This window comes from Micromonospora sp. TSRI0369, assembly GCF_001905625.1.
GTDB classification, from domain to species: Bacteria; Actinomycetota; Actinomycetes; order Mycobacteriales; family Micromonosporaceae; genus Micromonospora; species Micromonospora echinospora_A.
On sequence record NZ_LIVU01000004.1, the window covers coordinates 493,968 to 515,889 of the forward strand.

Genomic DNA, 21,922 nt, shown 5'->3' on the forward strand with positions numbered 1-21,922 from the left:
TTCGACCGCTTGCATACCGTCCGATCGGCAAAGGTCGATCGGACGCCCGCCCCGGAGGCGGCTTTATCGGTCAGCCGACGGTTCAGACTTCGCGGCCGAACAGTTTACCTACGAGGTCCTCGCTCGACCGACAACTCTCCGCGCGCGCCATCACATCGACCGGCGCCAAGCCGGCTATCGGTGCTGGGATTCCGCTTCCCCAAGCATCCCACCCATCAAAGAAAAGGTGATCATCAAGGAATGCGCCGAAAGGCCCCACGCGCCCCACACGCGCCACTCCCGCGTTCAATGCTTCAAGCAGCCAGCCGAGGGAGTGCGCCGTTTCCACCTGCCCCGAGCTACTACTCCAACAGCCGACCCAGCCACTTCCGGCCGTCACGCCCTCCGGAGCCAAACAGACCCACAGTCGAGTGGCAGCAGCGTCTTCACCAGCCAAAACTACGGCAACGAACCGCTGCTCGCCACTGACCAGATACTTGAACGACGTCATCACGGAGGCGAAATCACAAATTCGATCAAGGTGTCTGGCGACATTTCCCCCGCTCTCACCCTTCTCGCGACCTCGGCCGTTCGATGATGGCCGCCGGTGATGTACACACGAGACGCAGGGTAACACCCGCAGTCTCCCGGGCCCCAGTCACGGGCACCCCTGATCGGGTCATCCCCTTGCGGACCACCTGGCATAATCAGCTCGTCGTTCGTGAGGTTCCTGACGCCACCATGCCCGGCAATCTCGCCGCCATTCATCTGGTGCGGGTTGAGCGCGTGCGTTTCGAATCTGTTGTTGACCAGTTCGCCCGCCCGGACGTTGAACTTGTTGATGTCGGGATGCACCGGCAGGTCCGACAGGTGACTATTCGTGCTGCCACCGCAGTTGTGGACGAGGACCGGCGTATCGCCTGCAACCACGTAGTACGTGTGGACGTCCGCGACGGTGAGGTCAAGCATGTTCTGGACGCCGACGTGGTTTCGCACGTCGGCGACGGCTGCGGTACTCGCGCCCAGAGAGAGCAGCGTCGCACCGACGGCCAACGCACCGGCAGTAACCCACTTGCGGGCGGTCTTGTCCCAGAAGGGATGGTTCTGGGTCGTCTTCACGGTGACACTGGTCGCCGCTTTGCCCTTTGCCGCCCGGACCGACACCGTCACGTCCGCCAAGTCGCGGTCACGGTTGAGGTGCAGGGCGGTGACCGGCTTGGCGGTCGTCGTGCCGGTCACCGGGTCGGTTGCCTTGACCTCGTCCCCGACGTTGACGTCCTTGATCGGGCGGACGCTGCCGTCGGCCATCAGGACGCGGGTGCTCGGATCGAAGCTGTGACAGCCCGCGCGGCCCTTGCTGAATCCACCAGCCACCGCACCTAGACCGGTGGCGAGCGCCAATTGGGTGGTGTTGATCCGACCGGTGGTCGCCAGCTGGGTCAGCCCGTCCGCGGTGCCACCCCCGAGCGCGCCCCCCAGCACACGCCCGCCGAGCGAACCGGCGAAATTGCTGAGTCGGCCGCCGACCGCGGACGCCAGCCGGCCACCGACAATTCCGCCCAGGCCGCCGATCGCTCCTCCGAGAGCCCCCAACGCGGTGGTCTTGAAGAGGTCCATGCCTCGCTCGCCGTTCATGTAACCGGTGACGAGGGAACCCGCCGCACCCGCGAGCGCGCCGCAGGCGACAGCGCCGACGCCGGTCCAGCCGATGAGTGCTCCACAACCGATGCCCACCATTGCACCCACGATGAACCCGGCGATTTCCGCCTTGTGCTCCTGCACCCACTTCTCGGTGGCCTTGTAGGCGTCGGCGATCCCGTTCACTGCCTTGGCGACGAGTTTGTTGCTCATCACCTTCGTGACCATGTTCTTGCCGGCCTGCTTGACGTTCGCAGCCAGTCGCTGGGCCTTGCGTTTCGCCTCAGCCGCTTTGTCGGCCAACCATTTCCGGCCCTCGCTGACCTTGTCGCGGGCTTTCTGGTAGGTCTCGCCCGCCCAACTCTTCGTCCGTTCCCACTGCTTCGAGGCCCAACTCTTCGTCCGCTCCCACTGCGTCGAGGCCCAACTCTTCGTCCGCTCCCACTGCGTCGAGACCCAGTTGGTAGTTGCGTTCCAGGCCGACGAAAGAGCGCTGGTGGTGGAGTTCCAAGCGGACGAGAGCGCGCTAGTGGTGGAATTCCAGGTGTTCTTCAGACCGGACTTCACCGAGGAGAAGGTGTTACTCCAGCTTGGCCAGTGACCGGTCGGGTCGGTGACCGTGAGTGGATTGTCGTCCGCGTAGACGAAGCGGTTGGCCGTGACGGACGTCGGCGTGGGCGACAATGTGGCCGAGTCCCGGCTGTCGAACTGCCCCGTCTCCGGGTTGTACCACCGGGACCACATGTTGACCCGGCCGGTGGAAGAGCTGGTCCACTCCGACTGGTAGCCGAGGTTGCCCAGCATTCCATTGCCGCCGATCCGCTGGCCCAATGGATCGTAGGTCGTGGAGCCGACCAACTCGGTGGCCGCTCCGCCGAACTGACCGACCACGTCCTGATGCAGATCCGTCCATGCGTAGCGGTTCTGCGCCGCCGCTCGCACGCCGACCAACTCGTCGCTCATGTTGCGGACGTAAAGGGCCGCACCGTCGGCTGCGAGCGTGTTCCCGGTGCCCGTGTACTGGAAGCCGCTGCGGATCAGCCGGCCCAGGCCGTCGTAGTCGTAGGTCTCACTACCACCACCGAGCAGGCCCTGCGATCTCACCTGGCCGAATGCGTCGGTGGAGGTGATCGTCTCACCGTTCGCCGTGGTGGCCGAGGCCAACGTGCCACGGGGGGTGAACCGGTAGGTGGCACCGGTGCTGGAACCGGTCAACTGGTTGCGCTGGTCGTAGTTGAAGACGACTGTGCCCGCCTGCACGCGGTTACCCGACTTGTCGTAGGCGTAGACCACAGGCGTCGAGCCGTTGTCCCAGCCGGTCAGGCGGTTGGCCAGGTCGTAGGTGTACGTGTTGGTGGTAGAGCCGCCGAATCCTGTCGTCGTCTTCGAGGTCTCGTTGTCGTTCGCGTCGTAGCCGTACGCGATCCGGGCCACGGTGGCGCCGGCGGACGTGCTCAGAGTGTCCCCGGTCAACCGGTGCAGATCGTCGTAGGCGAGCGAGCGGGTGTTGCCACCGGCGCCGTACCCGATCGTCGCCACCTGGGAGAGCGAGTTGTAGGTGTAGCTCAGGGAGACACCCGCCGTGGGGTTTGAAACCGTCGCCGGCCGGCCCGCCGGGTCGTAGCCGTAGGTCGTCACGCCAGCGGCATCGGTCCGGGTGGTCAGCTTGCGGTCTGGCGACCAAGTGAAGGATGACGCGCCGGACGGTCCTTCGGCGGACGACAGCAGGCCTCGGTCATCGAACGTGAATGTGTTGCTTCCCGAGGTGCCCGACACCGATGTCAACCGTCCGGCCCGGTCGTAGCCGAATGACCGATCCGGACTCGTCGCCTCCGCGCCGGCACCTGTCTGGGTGATCAGTCGGCCGACCTCGTCGTAACCATTCGAGATGGTTACGCCGTCCGGCGCACGTTGCTCGGCGACTTTCCCGCCCCGCTCATAGGCGACGGTGAAGGTGCGATCCGCCAAGTCCGGGAATCGTGAGGTGGCCGGCTCGATTCGAGACTCCGGCAGGTTCCAAGTGTTGTACGTGGTGATGAACCGATTGCCGCGACCGTCGGTCAGCCGTGTCCGGTTTCCTGCGAGGTCGTAACCGAACGACGTGGTGATGGAGTCGCTGGCGGAAATGGGCTCCATCTGCGAGATCAACCGGCCGCTGGCGTCGTAGGCGAAGCTGGTGGTGCTCTCGCGGGCATCGGTAGACCTGACCGGGCGTCCCGCCCGGTCGTAGGCCCATGACCTGGTCCTCAGGCGGGTGCCGTCCTCGCGGTAGGAGGAGGCCGACACGGACCGGCTCGCCATGTCGTATCCGACGGTGTCGTACGTTCCGTCGGGAAGGGTCGTGCGTACCGATCGGCCGAGTGAGTCGTAGTCGTACCGCGTCACCTTGCCCGCGCCGTCCGTTTGGGTGATCGACTCTCCGGCAGCGTTGTAGGTGGTAGTACTTGTCACCCCCGCCGGGGAGGTCACCGAGGACAGCCAGCCCCCGGCACCGTAGGCGTAGCTGGTGGTGTGGCTCGATCCGGTCTGCCGAACGATGTCGGTCGAGGTGACCGTACGACCGAGGAAGTCGTACGTGGCCTCGTTTCGCGCACCGGTCGGGTCAGTCGTGGAGAGGCGGTCACCGGCCAGGTTGTACGTGAAACGGCTCGTCCCGCCGTCGGGCGCGGTCACCATGGCGACCTGGCCGAGCTGGTCGTACTGGTAACTGGTCGTCTTGTTCCGGGTATCGGTCTGAGTCTTGAGCTGCCCCAACTCGTCGTAGGTGTTGCTCGTCACAGGGTGCACAGCGGTACTTGAGCCCGGTGGCGTGTAGCTGGGCAGGTGGGTGGCGACAATCCGTCCTGCGCCGTCGTAGTCGTTGACAGTGACGTTGCCGTTCGCATCCTTGGTCTCCGCCACCTCACCGAAGGTGTCGTATCCGATGTAGGAGACCGGCCGTGCCGTCACCGCCGGGTTCCCACCCGTCTCGGTACTGACCGCCGGCCCCACCGTCACGGCCGGGCGGCCGGCTTCGTCGTACTGGTGGTCGGTGGTGGCACCGGTGGGGTCGGTGGTCGCGCGGACCAGCCCGCCGTTGTCCACGTCGTAGGTCGTGCGTACGACTGACATCGTGGCGGTCGGAGCCGTACCGGCGGTCACCTGCGCGACCTCGGCATCGGGGAGCGTCCGCTGGTAGAGCTGCACGTCGTCGAGCTGACCAGCCCAGAAGCCGGTGGGGCCGCCGGCCGTCGTGCCGGCACCGATCCGCAGGGGCAGCCGAGTGCTGAAGGACGACGCTCCGGTGGTCGTGCCCGCCAGCACGCCGCCGACATAGAGGCGGATGGTTCCCGTCGCGGCGTCGAAGGTGCCGACCAGATGGGTCCATGTGTCGGCCTGCGGAGTGCTGGCCGCTGTCGCCGTGACGACCTCGCCGTCATTCCGGTCGGCCGATCGCACGGCGAACTTCCAACGGCCGCCGTCGAGACCCAGTTCGAAAGCGGAGCCGGCCTGGCCCGGCCCGGACACCGCCGTCTTCGTTCCGACAGTGTCAGAGGCCCGGACCCAGGCCGCCACGGTGAAGCTGCGCGCCGGGTCGACCACCGGGGACTTGGCACGCAACGTGGTCGCGCCGGCAAGGTCGACCAGACCGCCCCGATCGGTGCCCCACTCGACTGGACCATTGGGGCTGAGCGGGCTGTTGCCCGTGGAGTCGGACAGGCGGGCGTCGGCGTCGCCGTCGAAGGTCCATCGGCCGACGGGCGAGTTCGAGCCCAGGTAGATCGTGTCGCTCAGCTGACGACCCATCGGGTCGTACGACATCTGGCGACGCTCCCTGGTGGCCTCCGGGTCCCAACGGACTGCGCTCACCACCTGGTCGTCCAGGGAGTACTCGAAGTTGGTGTAGCGCTTGAGTCCGTCCGGGTCGAGAACGGTACGAGTGACCCGGTTCGCCGCGTCGACGGTGTTGACGGTGGTCGAGGCCCCGCCGTTCGTGATCACAGTGATCGGATTGCCGGCACCGTCGTACTCCGTCTTCTGCACCACGAAGGTGGCGCCGGTGCTCGGATCCTTTCGGGTGATGCTCGCCGTCAGGCCGTTGTCGGTGTACGTGTACCGCGTCTCCCAGCCCATCGCGTCGGTCTCGGTGGCGAGCCGCCCGGCCGGATCGTATTCCTTCGAGGAGAGGACGAGATCCTGGGCGGGTCGGGGCTCGTTGGGGTCGCCGGTCCAGCCGAGAAGCGTGGTGGTCAGTTGCTGCCCCGCCGGGTCGTACGTCGTGAGGATCTCGCCGCCGTCCGGGCCGATCTCCTTGATCGTGCGGCCGTAGGAGTCGTACTCCAGCCGCGTCGTGCGCCCGGAGGCGTCAGTGGCTGTCTCCTGTTGCCCGAACGCGTTGTACGTGGCCGACTCGGTCCGAGAGGCGTCCCCTCCGGTGGTGTCGGTGACGGTCTCGGAGAGCACGAAACCGTCGTCGTCGTAGACCGTGCTGGTGACGGGCGTGTGCACGGCACCGGTGACCCGGTTGGTGGTCGCCGGTTCGGTCTGTGTCACGACGCGGCCGAGCCGGTCGTACTCGTAGATGGTCTCGAGACCAGCCGGGAAGGATTCGGTGATCTCCTTCTTGGCCGTGATCCGGCCGATGCCGTCATACGTGTAGCGGACTTCCTTGCCGACCGCGTCCACCGTCCGGGCGAGGTCGCCGTTGGGGAAGTAGAACAGTTGCTGACGGACTCCGGCCGGCGAGGTGATCGTGGCAGGAAGTCCGGCAGGCACCACTCCGCCGCCCTCTGCCGGCGTCGAGCCGTCGGTGTAGGAGGTGACCGTGGTGCGGCCGAGCGGATCCCGCACCGTCGTCCGGTTGCCCTGCCCGTCGTAGCCGAAGGTGGTGAGGTAACGGTCGTCGGAGACGCCGGACGTGGATCGCCCGTCGCGCATCGTCAGCATCACGTCGTTGCGCGGATCGGGGCCGCCCGCGCCGAGCTTCTCCGCCGTCCCGGAAGCCCAGCCGCCGCTTCCGTTGCCACGCATGAGGTACATGTCGCGGTCCGTGCTCCCGCGCCGAAGCACGTCCGCCTTGCCGTCCCCGTTGAAGTCGCCCGACGAGACAAGTGCGTCGACGTCCGTCCAGCCTGCGCTGACCAGTACCGACGTGCCGGTCAGCCAACCACCGGCACCGTTGCCCTTCACAATGTAGAGGCCGTTGTCGGTCGACTTGCGGTAGAGCACGTCCGGCTTGCCGTCCCCGTCGAAGTCACCGGGCGAGAAGATCATTTGAGCCGATCCCCAGCCGGTACCCACCTGGATCGGCGTGCCCGTCAACCAACCACCGGCACCGTTGCCCTTCACCAGGTAGAGATTGTTGTCCGTGGACTTGCGGAACAAGATGTCCCGTTTGCCATCACCGTCGAAGTCACCGGGTGAGAAGACCATCTGTGCGGTCGCCCCGAAGGTCGACGGAATCAGCTTGTAGGTGTCGGAGGCCCACCAGCCCTTGCCGTTGCCGCGCCACAGGTGGAAGTTGTTCTCGCCGGCCATGTGGTAGATCACGTCGCGATTGCCGTCGCCGTCAAAGTCGCCGGGAGCGATGATCTGATCGGGGCCGCCCCAGTTCCCGCCGAGCTTGGCGGGAACGCTGGTCAGCCAGCCACCTCGGCCGTTGCCGCGCATCAGGTAGATGTTCTTGTCGCTGTTGTTGCGATAGATGACGTCCGCGGCACCGTCGCCGTCGAAGTCTCCCGGCGACAGGATCGGCCCGGCGTCCTTCCACATGCTCGGGGGTGTGGAGTTGACGGAATACGTGTAGTAGACGGTGGAGCACCGGTTTTCGGAGCGATCCTGACAGGTTGTCGACGCGACGACGTTGCCACGCGGATCGTGTTCGGTGGTGGTCACGTTGCCGTTCGGGTCGGTGGTACTACGGAGGAAGCCCGCGGCGTCATACCCGAAACGGGTCGTCCGGCCCAGTGCGTCCGTCTCCTGGATCTTTCGATCGGCGACGTCGTACACGTAGGTCAGTTGTTTGTCACTGGGATCAGTCACCCGGTAGGTCTTCGTCAGGGCACCTGACGAGTTCGACCTGGCCGCGAACTGTGTGCCGGCGTCGGCTGCGGTGAGCTGACCGCGGTAGTACGAGACCTCGGCGATCTCGCCCTTGTAGTAGCCGTTCGCGTTGGTGGGAGCCGCGGGCCATCCGACTGCCCGCCCGGCACCGACATAAGCGTTCACCGCACCGTACGACGACAGGCCGCCGGCGATGGTCCCAGCCGCCATGCCGTCGAGGTAGAGAGTCTGGCTGATGTCCGACGCGGCGAGTACGACGTGGTGCCACTTCCCGTCGTTCACCGCCGCTGCGGAGGTGATCGGGGTGTTGTTCCCGTTCCAGAACTTGCCGCGAAGCTTGCCGTCGGTGCCGACGTACAGGTTGGGGCTCCAGCCACTCGCCGGTGTGCCACCGTCGTCGATCGGGCTCACCTGCGAGCCGAAGAGGACGCCGCCGCCGGTGTGACCCGCCGGCGTCCTGAACCACATGGCGATCGAGTGCGGACCGGCGCCAGGCACGTCGTTCGCCGGCATCCGGAGATACGAGGAGGTTCCGTTGAACGCCGCCACGGCGGTGTTGTCGTCGGCGCGGGAAGGGTCGTCGAACGGCCCGCCGGGGGTGCCGAGGGTGACTGAGTTGTAACGGGCGACGCCGCCGTTGACCTCGTTGACGGCCTCGGTGGTTCCGCTCTCGGCCAACCGCCAGTAGTCGGCCGGGTTGGCGCCGAGGACGGTGCCGGCGTGGATCCGGAAGGAGCCGGCCGGTGTACCGGCACCGATCTTCCACACCCCGCCGTGTTCGTCGGTGACCTGGTTGACCCGTCCGCTGTCACCGTCGTACCGCACCTCCGTCTGCCTGTTGCCGGAGGCACGGACGACAGTGCTGATCGGGGCCGCTTCGATGTTGGTCGATTCCAGCTCGCTCACTTCGAACCTGCTCAGGGCGCGGTCGAAGAGCGCCACTTCGGCGATCGAGCCGGGGAAGAAGCCCTTGCTGTTAGTGGGACGCGCCGGCCAGGTGTTCGTCTCGCCGGCACCGACATAGACGTACTTCGCGGGGTTCGCCTGCGCTGCCAACAGCTTGTTGAGCGTTCCCTCCGGGAAGCCGTCGAGGTAGAGGGTTTGGCTCGTCCTGTCTCCCACGAGCGTCGCGTTGTGCCACCGGCCGTCATTGACCGCGGAGTAGGAGGTGATCGGTTCGACGGCGCCCGTCCAGAACTCGCCACGGAGCTTGCCGTCCGTTCCGACGTAGAGCGCCGGGGTGAAGTTAGCCGTAGGCCCGGAGGTGATTGGGTTCGTCTGATAGGCGAACAGGGTGCCACCGGCCGTGGAACCGGCGTTCATCTTGAACCAGAGACTTACCGATTTGTAGCCGGCCTGGTCGATGTCGGCCACGGGCAGGCTGACGTGCGAGGAGGTGCCGTTGAAACCGGGTGCCTTAGCGGTCGACCCGGCCAGCGCGCCGGCCTGGCCCAACGTCACCGAGTTGTAGGTGCCGCTCTCGGCACCGGCCGCCTCCAGCACCGAGTTGGCAGCGGTCGTACCGGAGGTTTCCCCGAGACGCCAGTAGGCACGCGGGTTGGCGCGCTCGAGCGTGGCCGGATAGCGGGTGCTCGCGGTGTAGGTGTAGGTGGTGCACTTGTCCACCGACGTCGGTGGACAGACCTTCGTCAGCCGGGTGTCGGTGTACTCGTAGGTCCAGGTGGAAGCGGTATCGGGCACTCCGGGTACGACCGGGTCGGTGCTGACCGACAGCAGTCGGTACACCCCTCTGGCCGTTGACCACCTCAAATGCAGCGACCGCCCGTTGGCGCCGGTGATCGTGGTCGGGCGGCCTTCCGTGTCCACGTAGGTCCACTTCAACCGCAACGTACGGCCGTTGCTGTCGGTGACCGCGACGAGGTCGTACTGCCCGGGCACCGTCAGGCCGCCCCGGAAGGTGTAGGTGGTGCCGTCCTTGTCCACCAGCTCGTAATCGCCGCCCGGCTGCTGCGACAGGCTGGCGAACCGGCCGGAGGGCGGCGCGAAGGAACCGTCCGCATTGCGGCCGAAGGCCACCTCCTCGCCGGACGGGTAGGTCACGTTCAGATGAGGCGGTGGGGATTTGATGGACGACCACGGATCGACGATCCGCATATCGAGCAGGCTCGACCATCCCTGACCAAAGGATCCGGGGCGCTTCGACAGGGTGTTGTAGGTCCGTGCGATCGTCAGGGGCGGCCCGGGTGTCGGCACCGAGGCGTCCGTTGAGGCGAACGTGTAATTCCCGGTGCTGGGATCGAATCCTCGGTCACCGTTCTGGCCGACTCCGCCGGCAGTCAATGGTTGTTGCACCGCGGTGGCGAAGGACTGCAACTTCTGGGAGGTGCTCGCCAGATTGCCGTCCTTGACGATGACCGTCCAGGTGTAGCCCTCGTTCCACTTGAGCTTGCCGGACGGCACGAACCAGCTCATGTACGGCTGCCAGCCGGATTCGGCGATCTTGCTGGCGCTGCGGTCGTACAGCATGAAATTGAAGCTGAGCGCTGCGGGAAAGGCGTCGGGGTCGACCGCGTAGGCCATCAACTCGGGCGTGAGCGTGTTCACCGTATGCCCGTGCGACGGGTACTGCGAGTTGACCTGAGGCGCCACGTTGTCGGTGTAGGTCAACTCGAGGTACGGCGTGAATACCGGGTTGGGTCCGTCCCGTGAGGTGAACCGCTTGAACTGCGGGCTGTTCGTCTGATTGGTGTTCAGGGCGAGACCGTAGTTGGCCCCGCCGTTCGCCCAGCTCTGGAACGTCGACACCGGCAGATCCACCGTGACCCAGTCGCCGATCGAACGGTCGGCACCCTTGTTGCCGCACGCCCGCGCCGAGTTGGGTGACAGCTTGGCGAGCGTGGTCCCCAGCCCTGGACCGGCATAGGGAATTCCGCCGTAACGGGCGGTTGAGGCATTCCACGGCTGGGTCAGGGTCTGCACCGAGAACTCTTGCGCGGTGCAGTTGTACTGCCAGGTCAGGTAGAGCTTGAGTCGGACCGAACTCAGATTCTTGTAGTCGAACGCCGTGCCGAAGTTCTGGAACGCGAGCAGCGAGATGGAACGATGGGTGCCACCGTCCCAGGTGCCGACTGCGAGGTTGTCCTCTCCGGAGTGATTGACGTCGTCGCCGTACTGCATGTAGGTGTCCGCGGTGGTGTCGTACCCACTCGTGACCGACGGATCGACAGTCACCGGGAATACCCGGTTCGGATCCTGCAGCCACTCTCGGCTTGCCGTCATCCGGAGCGCTCGGCCACCGGCCACGTCGATCAACTCGTACGAGATCGCTCGGGAGATGGTGAACTCCCCCGAGCCGGGCTGCATGAAGGAGTCATGCATCGAACCGACCGGGATCGAGCCGATCGTCTTGCCGGAGGCTTCCCGCAGCGCGATCGATCCGTCCGGCTCGACCGTCGCGTCGAGACCCTTCATCGTCAACGGGAAGACCCAGGAGTTCGCTGCCGTTGGGGAGTGCAGCACGAACTCCTCCTTGAGCCCACGGGGTCCCGTGGTCACCCGGAGGTCCGTCTCGGGCAGGACCGAGCGGTAGAGAGCAGCCGAATCCGCAGTCACCGGGGCGACCGCTGCCGCACCCTCCAGGCTCCAGGAGATAGACCGGTTGGCGGCGAAGCGGAAGGTGACCAGACGCGGGTCGTCCGCACGCGCGGCCAGGTCGATGCCGAGAGGGCTGGCCTTCTGCTTCAGTCTCGTGCCGGACCTGACCAGCGTGCGGTCGATGGGGCGCCACGCGCCGTCGTCGGCACGGTAGTTGATCGGTAACTCGTGCAGCTTGCGCGTGACCGAACCGTCCGGATTCTGATAGAGATCCGCGTTCGCCTCGGCCTCGTCCGCGATTCGTCGGCTCTTGGCCGAGTCGAAGCCCTTGCCGTCGGCGATCGGCGGCGTCGTCTGCCGCTTGACGCCGGGTTCCTTCGCCTGGACCACCTTGTTCGCGGCGGGACTGTGCCCGGCGGGACCGCCGGCCCCGCCGTCAGCAGTGGTCTCAGCGGTCGATGCGTAGTGATCGCGCCCTGCTGCCCCGCCTGCCGACTTCTGCGCCGGTCCGTCCAACCCGGGCGCAGACCACGCCGCGCGCTGCGGCAGCCAGGACCAGAGCCACGACAGCGGGAATGCGCCGTCGGCAGGCACCGCCCCTGGCGGCACCGCCACCGAGAGAGCGAGGGTGAAGGTGAGGGCGACGCCGATACGGCGGACCCAGGAACTCGCGGAACGTCTCCCACGGACCTTCTTCCGAACACCAATGAACACGTTCCGCAACATCGCTGGATCTCCCCGTCAGATCACATAGACGAAGAGGAATCATCTGCGGACGGTGAGCTTGGCGAACAGAGCCGAAGCGCTCGACAAACCTGACCTTCCGGCGGCACATCCGGCGCGGCAAGATCTGCTAGCGCATCGATCAGCGCTCCGCTGCGCGAGCCGCGTCCAGGACGGCGTCACGGACCTTGATGCGAACGGCATCCGGCGACCCCGCAACCCACGTCACGTTCGCCCTCGAATCGCTCGGCTGATCACCCACGGCGACGAACTGCTGCGCGGGAAAGCGGGCAGAGGCTGCCGTCGCGGCGGCGCCGGGCGCTTGACCGGAAAGAACGACCAGGTTGCACCGGGACTGCACCATGCTTGCGACGAAGGTTCCGGCGTTGTCAGTGGTCTGCTCCCCAATTACGGAGAGATGCTGGACCTTCGTCAGACTGGCGAGCGAGGCGTCCTGCATACCAGCCCAGGCAGGGGCCGCGGCAGGCCCGCCGATCCCCGCTTCGTCTGTCAGAAGGCAGCTTGTGAACGCCCCGTACTGACGGCTACGGGGCTTCTCCTCGCCACCCGCAGTTACCAGGATCACACCAAGGACTGCGGCGACAACCAGGCCGCCAGCCGCGATCCCATATGCCCGACGGCGCTTCATCGTCCCTCCCGATGCCAGGCGGCCATTGGCAGAGGCCGCCGCGGGATACTAGAAGCCCGCCCGCCGATCGCGCCGCCCCTCTTTCCATCCGCCACAGCCGGAGCGACGCTTGCTCGGGGCGGCCGTTGACCGTCGCGCCGGTGTTGAGTTGCACAACCGGGCGTTCGGCTGCGACATGCAACCGGGCTACTTCCAGCGGAAGTGCACGAACAGGCGGCCGAAGTTCTTCGAGTCCTTCTCGACCCGGTGGTAGAGCTGCTTCACGTCCTTCTGGTCGAGGAAGCGCAGCACCTTCTTCTTCAGCGCGCCCGACCCCTTACCCGGGATGATCTCCACGAGCGTGGCCTTCTTCGCCACCGCCTCGTCCATGATCCCGCGCAGCGCACGGTCGATGTCGTGGCCCTTGTTGTAGATGTCGTGGAGGTCGAGCTTGAGCTTCACGGTCCCATCCTAGGTACGCGGAAGGGCAGCCCGCCCGGGCTGCCCTTCCGCGTGATCCGTCAACGACCGACCTTGCCCTCCACCCGGCGCAGGGCGGTGGCGTAGTCGGTGTTCGTCGAGTACATCGCGGCCGCGATGCGCAGGTGCCGCAACGCGTCCACCGGCCGGTTCATCCGCTCCAGCGTGCGGCCGAGCACGTGGTGCGCGTAGTGGTCGCTCGGGTCGCGGTCGACCAACGCGCGCAACTGAACCTCGGCCCGGTTGAGCTGGGCCGACTGGAAGTAGGCGCGGGCCAGCAGCTGCCGGACCGAGGAGTTGTCCGGCTCGGCCTCGATGATCGGTTCGAGCAGCCGGGCCGCTCCGGTCGCGTCACCCGCTTCGAAGAACATGGTCGCCCGCCGGTACTCCGCCAGAAGATCCACTCGACCCACCTCCTCGTGTCGCGCCAGACCTTGGTCCGACGCTGACACAACACCGGCGCGAGCGCGAGTGTTCCTACGGGCCGGAGATCAGGCGGTGGGGTCGTACCGGCCGCCGACCAGGTCCCAGGCCCGGACACCGCCGACTATTCCGGCCGTGTTCGGGACGATCACCACGTCGTCGCCCATCCGGGCCACCTGCTCGGGCCGGATCAGCCGGGAGTTGCCGCCGCCGAGATACAGCCGGTCCCAGCGGAACACCGGCCGCAGGCCGTCCACCACCTGCCGGATCCGCCGGGACCAGAACGCGTCGCCGAGGCGCCGCCGTTCCGGCTCCCCCACGTACGTGTCGTAGGTGGTGTTCCACCGCACCGGCGCGTGCGACAGCTCCAGGTGCGGGGCCAGCACCCCGCCGTCGAACAGCGCGCTGCCCAGCCCGGTGCCGAGCGTCAGCACCAGCTCGCAGCCGGCCCCGGCGACCACGCCCGCGCCGTGCACCTCGGCGTCGTTCAACACCAGCGCCGGTACGCCGAACGCCTCGGCCAGCGCGGTGCGCGCGTCGTACCCGGACCACTCGGCCAGCAGGTCGGGGTCGACGCGGCTGCGCGGCCCGGAGCGGGTCACATAGTGCGGCGTCGCCACCACGACGCCGTGCCGGATCATGCCGGGCATGCCGACGGTGAGCCGGTCCGCCGTGGGCAGGCGGGCGCCGAGATCCAGCAGCGTCTTGACGAACAGGCCGGGCGGCAGCGGGTACGGCGTGGGCACGCGCAGCGGCCGGGCGCGCATGGTCCCGGCGGCGTCCAGCACGGAGGCCTTGATCCCGCCGCCACCGCAGTCGATCGCCAGTGTGGTCACCACGGCTGTGAGTCTCCCTCAGATCGGTGCCGCCGCGAGCGCGGGTCACGGTAATCCGGATGCGCGCGCCGGTAGGCTTGATCACCTGATGAGCGCCACGTTGATCGCCAAGGACCTCACCGCCGGCCACGGTGACCGCCTCCTCTTCGAAGACCTCGACCTGGTCGTCGCGCCGGGCGACGTGGTGGGGCTGGTCGGGGTCAACGGCGCGGGCAAGTCCACGCTGCTGCGTACCCTCGCCGGGCTGGTCCCACGCGAGCAGGGCACGGTCTCGCTCAGCCCACCCACGGCGACCGTCGGCTACCTGCCGCAGGAGCCGGAGCGCCGGCCCGGCGAGACGGTCCGCGAGTTCCTGGCCCGGCGCACCGGGGTGAGCGCCGCGCAGGCCGCGCTGGACGCCGCCACCGAGGCGCTCACCGCCGGGGCGGCGGGCGCCGACGACGCGTACGCGAATGCTCTGGAACGCTGGCTCGACCTCGGCGGCGCGGACCTGGACGAGCGGGCCGGGCAGGTCGCCGCGGAGCTGGGTCTCGACGTCGGCCTGGACCACCCGATGACCGGCCTGTCCGGCGGGCAGGCCGCCCGCGCGGGGCTCGCGTCGCTGCTGCTCAGCCGGTACGACATCTTCCTGCTCGACGAGCCCACCAACGACCTCGACCTGGCCGGGCTGGACCGGCTGGAACGCTTCGTCACCGGCCTGCGCGCCGGCACCGTGGTGGTCAGCCACGACCGGGAGTTCCTCACCCGCACGGCCACCCGGATCGTCGAGCTGGACCTGCACCAGCGGCAGGTCAACCACTACGGCGGTGGCTACGCCGCCTACCTGGAGGAGCGGGAGGTGGCGCGCCGGCACGCCCGCGAGGAGTACGAGGAGTACGCCGACACGAAGGCCGGCCTGGAGGCGCGCGCCCGCACGCAGCGCGCCTGGATGGAGAAGGGCGTCAAGAACGCCCGCCGCAAGGCCACCGACAACGACAAGATCGGCCGCAAGTACCGCGCCGAGTCGACCGAGAAGCAGGCCGCGAAGGCCAAGCAGACCGCCCGGCTGATCGAGCGGCTGGAGGAGGTCGAGGAGCCGCGCAAGGAGTGGGAGCTGCGGATGGAGATCGCCGCCGCGCCCCGCGCCGGCGCCGTCGTGGCCTCGCTCCGAGGAGCAGTGGTACGCCGAGGCGGCTTCACGCTCGGCCCGGTGGACCTGCAGATCGACTGGGCCGACCGGGTGGCGATCACCGGGGCGAACGGCTCCGGCAAGAGCACCCTGCTCGCCGCGCTGCTCGGGCGGCTGCCACTGGACGAGGGTCACGCCGCACTCGGTCCGGGTGTGGTGGTCGGCGAGGTCGACCAGGCGCGGGGACTCTTCCTCGGCGACCAGCCGCTGCTCGACGCGTTCGGCGCCGCCGTACCCGATCTCGCCCCGGCGGACGTGCGGACGCTGCTCGCGAAGTTCGGCCTGCGCGCCGACCACGTGCTGCGACCGGCGGCGACGCTGTCCCCCGGCGAGCGGACCCGGGCCGCGCTGGCCCTGCTCCAGGGCCGCGGCGTCAACCTGCTGGTGCTCGACGAGCCGACGAACCACCTCGACCTGGCCGCGATCGAACAGCTCGAATCGGCGCTGGCCACCTATCCCGGCACGCTGCTCCTGGTGACCCACGACCGGCGGATGCTCGACGTGGTGAGCGTGAACCGGCGGCTGCGCGTCGCGGACGGACGGATCGCCGAACACTGATCCGTGCCGACCCGGCCGCGCGGGTCCACAATGAGCGCATGCTCAAGTGGGAGTACGCGCTGCTGGTCCGCCGTCGTCAACCCGCCGCGACCGACCTCGGGTTCGAGGTCGTCTTCATCTGGTACGGCCCGGACGGCTCGATGATCGACGTCACGCCGTACGGCGACACCGCGCTGGCCCACCTGAACCGGGCCGGTGACCAGGGCTGGGAACTGGTCGCGATGAGCGAGGACCCGTCGCTGCCCGGCAACAACGAGTTGCACCGCTACCACCTCAAGCGCCCGAAGACGGCCGCCACGCAGCCCCGCCAGCGCATGCGCAGCTCCCGCACCATCCGCCGAACCCTATCCCCCTGACCCTCCTCCCCTCGTGCCCTGCCCTCCCGCCCTTCCCTTAGCGCGTCGATCTTGCGGTTGCGGCCCCTCGCCTGCCCCTTTTGCGAGCTTGGCCCAGGCCACAACTCCATGATCGACGGGGCCCCTGTCCGGGGCCCCCGGCATCGGAGCACACCCCGACCCGAGACCGGCGTTGATCAAGGAGTTCGTGTCGACGTAGCCGTCGAAAAGGACACAAACTCCTTGATCAACGGGGTGGGCCGGATGACCTTTCGCGCGATCAAGGAGTTCGGGTCCATCCACGCCGCCGACGCCACACAAACTCCTTGATCAGCGCCGCGGCCCGAGTCGCGGGAGATCTTGGAAGGAAAGTGCCCCTATGAGGGCCGGAATCTTCCAAGATCTCGGGCGCTCCCCTGCGATCAAGGAGTTTGTGTCCTCGGGGGCGTCTTCTGGTGACACAAACTCCTTGATCACGGGCGGCAGGCGGGGCGGACGGGCCGACGGAGGGCTGAGGGCGGCGGCGGGCCGGGAGCGGGGCGCGGTTGGGCGGCGGGGCGGGACGCGGGCGGGCGGCGGGGCGGGGGTGGAGGAGGACAGGCGGGCGCGGGGCATATTGGGGCGAAATGGGGGTAACGGGCCGCCGGAGGTGGCGCATGGTGGCGATGGGGCAGACCGCGCTCTCGGGTGAGCGGCTCCGGCAGACCGACGAGTTTCTCGCCGAGGCGTGGGCCGACCTGGTCCGGCACGACGAGCGGCTACGCGGGACGACCGTCGAGGTGCGCTTCGACAGGGGGGTGGCGCACCTGACCGGCGCGGTTGCCGACCCGGCGCAGTTGCGGCTGGTACGGGAGCTGATCGGCCGGCTGTCGGGCGTACTCGGGGTCTGGTGCCGGGTCGCCGTGGCCGGGCGGGCGCCGGTGGTGGTCGACCTGGGCTGCGGCGCGACCAAGCAGTGGCCGGGCAACCTGGGGCTGGACATCTATCCGGCGCCGGGGGTGAGCGCGGTCGCCAATCTCGCCGGCTCGCTGCCGTTGCGCGACGACTCGGTGGACGTGTTCTTCGCCGTGCACATCGTCGAGCACCTGATCGACTTCCTGCCGCTGTTCGACGAGTGCCACCGGGTGCTGCGGCCCGGCGGTGTGCTGCACGTGATGAGTCCCTGGTGGCGGCACGTCAACGCGGTTGCCGACCCGACCCACGTACGCCTGCTGGACGTGCAGACGTTCAAGGGCATCTGCGGTCAGCGCCCACCGGGCACGCCGCGCTGGTATCCGCTGCACGTCGGCTGCGACGGTGCGTCGATCTTCGCCGACCTCACTCCCCTGCCCCCGGACGCGCCACCCCCACCCGCGTCCCACCTGGCCCGCTTCTTCGACTGACCACCGACCGAGCCGAACTCACCCCGGACCCACCCCGTCGATCATGAAGTTGGCGGCACTCCAGGAGATCGACATCGCCGCCAACTTCATGATCGACGCGGCGAAGAGGGGGCCAGAGGAGGGCGGGCTGAAAGAGGGCTTAGAGGGGGGCGGACTCGCGTAGGGCCAGGTGGTGGGGGGCCACCAGTTCGCGCGGTGGGGAGTCGCGGTCGGGGCCGAGACGTCCCGCGAGCAGTTCGACTGCCAGGCGGGCGATGCGCTCCTTGTCGGGGGCGACTGTGGTCAGCGTCGGGATCGAGAAGCGGCCGTCCTCGATGTCGTCGAAGCCGGCCACCGCGACGTCCTCGGGCACGCGCAGGCCCACCTCGTGCAGGGCGCGCAGAGCGCCGAGCGCGAGCGTGTCGTTGAAGCAGAAGACGGCGTCGGGGCGTACCCCTGAGGTGAGCAGGTTGCGCATGGCGGCGGCGCCGTCCGCGCGGTGCCAGGCCGGCGCGGGCGCCACCAGGCGGTCGTCGTACGCGATGCCGGCCTCGGCCAGCGCGGCGGTGTAGCCGGCCAGGCGGAGCCGGGCGCTGGCGCCCTCGGGGGTGCGCTGGGAGCCGATCGCGGCGATCCGGCGGCGGCCGAGCCCGATCAGGTGGGCGGTGATCTCCCGGGCGGCGGCCACGTTGTCGATCATGACGTGGTCGGCGGGCCCGTGGTCGACCCGTTCGCCGAGCAGCACCATGGGCAGGCCGTGCAGGGCGGCGAGGTCGTCGGAGGTGAGCGCGAGCGGGCTCAGGATGAGGCCGTCGATCATGTGGTCGCCGATGCCGCTGGCGGCCTTTCGCTCCTGCTCGGAGCCGCCGCCGGTCTGGTCGATGAGCACCGTCCAGTCGTGGTCGGCGGCGGCGGTGACGACGTGCCGGGCCAGCTCGGCGAAGTAGGGGATGTCGAGTTCGGGCACGGCCAGGGCGATCACCCCGGTACGCCCTTTGCGCAGGTTGCGGGCCGACAGGTTGGGCCGGTAGTTGAGTGCGGCGATGGCCTCCTCGACCCGGGCCCGGGTGTCGGCGCGTACGTGCTGGTAGCCGTTGACGACGTTGGAGACGGTCTTCACCGACACTCCGGCCCGCTCCGCGACGTCCTTGAGCCTGTGCCGCACTGAACTGTCCTCCCGGTGAACGCTGGCCGCACTGTACCGCGTCACGACGACGTAACGAGCTCTTTACACGAGCACTTACAACGTTGTAGAAACCACTGACAGGGGGGTGGCCTCGGTCACCGGCAACACCACTGGAAAGAGGTTGGCATCGTGCCGAACGCGCAGCTCACGATCGATCCGGCGTTCCGGGTCGCGCCGGCGGACCGCCGGATCTTCGGTTCCTTCGTCGAGCACATGGGGCGCTGCGTCTACGGCGGGGTGTACGAACCAGGGCACCCGACCGCCGACCGGCGGGGTCTGCGGCGCGACGTGCTGGACCTGACCCGCGAGCTGGGCGTCTCGGTGGTCCGGTACCCGGGCGGGAACTTCGTCTCCAGCTACCGCTGGGAGGACGGCATCGGCCCGGTCGGCGACCGGCCGCGCCGCCTCGACCTGGCCTGGAAGACCGTCGAGACCAACGAGTTCGGCCTGGACGAGTTCATGACCTGGGCGGCCGAGGCCGGGGTCGAGCCGATGATGGCCGTCAACCTCGGCACCCGCGGCGTGACCGAGGCGCTCGACCTGCTGGAGTACACCAACCACCCGGGCGGCACCCAGCTGTCCGACCTGCGCCGCAAGCACGGCGCCGAGCAGCCGTACGGGGTGCGGCTGTGGTGCCTCGGCAACGAGATGGACGGGCCGTGGCAGGTCGGGCACAAGACCGCCGACGAGTACGGCCGCCTCGCCGCCGAGACCGCACGCGCCATGAAGATGATCGACCCGTCGATCAGCCTGGTCGCCTGCGGAAGCTCCAACCGGGGCATGCCCACGTTCGCCGCGTGGGAGGCCACCGTGCTGGAGCACACCTACGAGCACGTCGACTACATCTCCGCCCACACCTACTACGACCCCTCCGACGGCGACCGGGCCAGCCTGCTCGCCTCCGCCGTCGACATGGACGCCTTCATCACCGAGGTCGTCGCCACCGCCGACCACGTGGGCGCCAAGCTGCGGCAGAAGCGCAAGCTGAAGATCTCCTTCGACGAGTGGAACGTCTGGTACCAGTCCCGCCTCCAGGCCGACCTGGACCGGCGCGGCTGGGTCGAGGCGCCCGCGCTGATCGAGGACGACTACACAGCCGTCGACGCGGTGGTCGTCGGCGACCTGCTGATCACGCTGCTCCGGCACGCCGACCGCGTCGGGGTGGCCTGCCAGGCGCAGCTCGCCAACGTGATCGCCCCGATCCGTACCCGCAACGGCGGCCCGGCCTGGCGGCAGAGCATCTTCCACCCGTTCGCCCTGACCGCCCGGTACGCGCGCGGCACCGTGCTGCGGACCGAGCCCACCGGCCCCACCTACGAGACCCGCCGGTACGGCGACGTGCCCGCGCTGGACACCGTCGCCGTGCACGACGAGGAGACCGGCGAGCTGGCCGTCTTCGCCGTCAACCGGAGCCCGCAGGACCTTCCGCTCGACCTGGACCTGCGCGGCCTGCCCGGCCTGCGGGCCGAGGCGCACACCACGTTGGCGGCCGGAACCGAACCGGACGCCAGGAACACCGAAGCGGACCCGGAGCGGGTCACGCCCCGGGACCTGACCACTCCCACTGTCGACGGCGGCCGGGCCTCCGTGCTGCTGCCGGCCACCTCCTGGAACCTGCTGCGCTTCGTGCCAGCACTGTGACCAGGCAATACTCCATCCCGTCCCCCAAGGAGTACCCATGATCCAGAACGAGATGAGCCGGCGGCGCCTGCTCGGGCTCGGCCTCGGTCTCGGCGCGGCGGCCACGCTGACGCTGAGCGGCTGTGGCGGCGGCAGCAGCTCCGACAGCTCCGGCGCGGCCGGCAACGGCGGCAAGGACTACACCGGCCCGAAGGTGGACCTGAAGCTGTGGAACGGCTTCACCGGCGGCGACGGCGACATCTTCAAGGCGCTCGTCCAGCAGTTCAACAGCGAGCACCAGAACATCGCGGTCAGCGTGATCACGTACCAGTGGGAGGACTACTACAGCAAGCTCCCCGGTGCGGTCTCCAGCGGCAACGGCCCGGACATCGCGGTCATGCACATGGACCAGCTCGCCACGTTCGCCGCCCGCGGCACGATCACCGAACTGGACGACGTGGCGAAGACCCTGGAGCTGAGCGAGGGCGACTTCGCCCCGACCGTCTGGAAGGGCGGCCTCTACAACGACAAGCGGTACGGCATCCCGCTGGACATGCACCCGCTGGGCTTCTACTACAACAAGGCCGTCATGCAGAAGGCCGGCCTGGACCCGGAGAAGCCCCCGGCCACCCGGGACGAGTACACCGCCGCGCTCACCGAGCTGAAGAAGTCGGGCGTGCAGGGCTTCTGGGTCAGCCCGTTCCAGTTCACCGGCGGCATGACCTTCTACAGCCTGCTGCACCAGTGGGGCGGCACGCTCTTCGACGCCGAGGTGGCGAAGGCGACGTTCAACTCCGACCCGGCGGTCGAGGCGTGCACCTGGCTGGTCGACCTGATCAAGCAGGGCCACTCCCCGGCGAACGTCGGCCAGGACGCCGACTACCTGGCGTTCAAGAGCGGCAAGAACGCGTTCAACTGGAACGGCATCTGGCAGATCAACGACCTGAAGAAGAGCTCGAACGTGCAGTGGGGCGTCGCGCCGCTGCCGCAGATCGGCAGCCAGCAGGCCGCCTGGGCAAACTCGCACAACTTCACCATCGTCAAGCAGCGCTCCGCGAACGCCAACAAGACCGCCGGGGCGAAGGTGTTCATCAACTGGCTCAGCCAGCACTCGCTGGACTGGGCCAAGGGTGGGCAGGTGCCGGCCCGCAAGGCGGTCCGCGAGAGCAGCGAGTTCAAGGGCCTCACCGAGGTCAACGCGCTCGCCCCGGAGCTGGAGTACGCCGCGTTCCCGCCGGCCGCGCCCGGTCTCGGCGAGACCATGCTGACCTTCTACAGCGCCTTCAACGAGGCGGCGCTGGGCAAGAAGTCGCCGAAGCAGGCGCTCGACGACGGCGTGGCCAAGGCGAACAAGCAGCTCGAGGACAACCGCAAGAAGTACGGGAACTGA

Annotated in this window: 11 protein-coding genes and 1 pseudogene; 5 read left to right on the forward strand and 7 right to left on the reverse strand. The window is 68.3% G+C overall.

The features are described from left to right. Nucleotides 1–82: 82 nt before the first annotated feature. The 6 genes from AMK25_RS31920 to AMK25_RS15295 form a co-directional block, all read right to left on the reverse strand. Complete coding sequence (locus AMK25_RS31920) at nucleotides 83–490, reverse strand: hypothetical protein (protein WP_073829346.1); 408 nt, start codon at nucleotides 488–490, stop codon at nucleotides 83–85. Continuing rightward, nucleotides 490–11,940: a LamG-like jellyroll fold domain-containing protein gene (locus tag AMK25_RS31925; protein ID WP_143194741.1), complete on the reverse strand. Its 11,451-nt coding sequence runs from the start codon at nucleotides 11,938–11,940 to the stop codon at nucleotides 490–492. Before AMK25_RS31925 ends, AMK25_RS31920 begins: the two co-directional genes overlap by 1 nt. 139 nt (nucleotides 11,941–12,079) lie before the next feature. Next, a complete protein-coding gene (locus AMK25_RS32200; RefSeq protein ID WP_073829018.1) occupies nucleotides 12,080–12,397 on the reverse strand; it encodes a hypothetical protein in 318 nt (105 codons plus the stop codon). Between the two features lie 375 nt (nucleotides 12,398–12,772). After that, entirely contained in the window at nucleotides 12,773–13,027 is a 255-nt protein-coding gene (locus tag AMK25_RS15285; protein ID WP_013288724.1) for a Smr/MutS family protein, read from the reverse strand. A gap of 59 nt (nucleotides 13,028–13,086) precedes the next feature. Next, nucleotides 13,087–13,449 (reverse strand): tetratricopeptide repeat protein, encoded by a 363-nt coding sequence (locus tag AMK25_RS15290; RefSeq protein WP_073829019.1) that lies wholly within the window; start codon nucleotides 13,447–13,449, stop codon nucleotides 13,087–13,089. A gap of 87 nt (nucleotides 13,450–13,536) precedes the next feature. After that, the gene (locus AMK25_RS15295; protein ID WP_073829020.1) at nucleotides 13,537–14,307 is read right to left on the reverse strand and encodes an ROK family protein; all 771 of its coding nucleotides are present in this window, start codon (nucleotides 14,305–14,307) and stop codon (nucleotides 13,537–13,539) included. An 85-nt stretch (nucleotides 14,308–14,392) separates the two neighbouring features. On the opposite strand from AMK25_RS15295, the gene AMK25_RS15300 reads away from it, so the two are divergent. The 3 genes and pseudogenes from AMK25_RS15300 (at nucleotide 14,393) to AMK25_RS15310 (ending at nucleotide 17,747) form a co-directional block, all read left to right on the forward strand. Next, nucleotides 14,393–16,030 (forward strand): ABC-F family ATP-binding cassette domain-containing protein, encoded by a 1,638-nt coding sequence (locus AMK25_RS15300; RefSeq protein ID WP_073829021.1) that lies wholly within the window; start codon nucleotides 14,393–14,395, stop codon nucleotides 16,028–16,030. 38 nt (nucleotides 16,031–16,068) lie between these two features. Next, nucleotides 16,069–16,320 (forward strand): annotated as a pseudogene (locus AMK25_RS15305) (hypothetical protein); the annotation flags it as partial. A gap of 701 nt (nucleotides 16,321–17,021) precedes the next feature. Continuing rightward, nucleotides 17,022–17,747, forward strand: a complete 726-nt coding sequence (locus AMK25_RS15310) for a BON domain-containing class I SAM-dependent methyltransferase (RefSeq protein WP_073829023.1) — start codon at nucleotides 17,022–17,024, stop codon at nucleotides 17,745–17,747. A 139-nt stretch (nucleotides 17,748–17,886) separates the two neighbouring features. Here the strand turns inward: AMK25_RS15310 and AMK25_RS15315 are convergent, their stop codons facing one another. Continuing rightward, nucleotides 17,887–18,891 carry a LacI family DNA-binding transcriptional regulator gene (locus tag AMK25_RS15315; RefSeq protein WP_073829024.1) on the reverse strand — a complete coding sequence of 335 codons (1,005 nt, stop codon included), beginning with the start codon at nucleotides 18,889–18,891 and terminating at the stop codon, nucleotides 17,887–17,889. 150 nt (nucleotides 18,892–19,041) lie between these two features. Here AMK25_RS15315 and arfA point away from each other — a divergent pair, with 150 nt between their 5' ends. Together arfA and AMK25_RS15325 are read left to right on the forward strand one after the other, a co-directional pair. Then, complete coding sequence (gene arfA, locus AMK25_RS15320) at nucleotides 19,042–20,553, forward strand: arabinosylfuranosidase ArfA (protein ID WP_073829025.1); 1,512 nt, start codon at nucleotides 19,042–19,044, stop codon at nucleotides 20,551–20,553. Between the two features lie 37 nt (nucleotides 20,554–20,590). Continuing rightward, nucleotides 20,591–21,922 (forward strand): ABC transporter substrate-binding protein, encoded by a 1,332-nt coding sequence (locus tag AMK25_RS15325; protein WP_073829026.1) that lies wholly within the window; start codon nucleotides 20,591–20,593, stop codon nucleotides 21,920–21,922.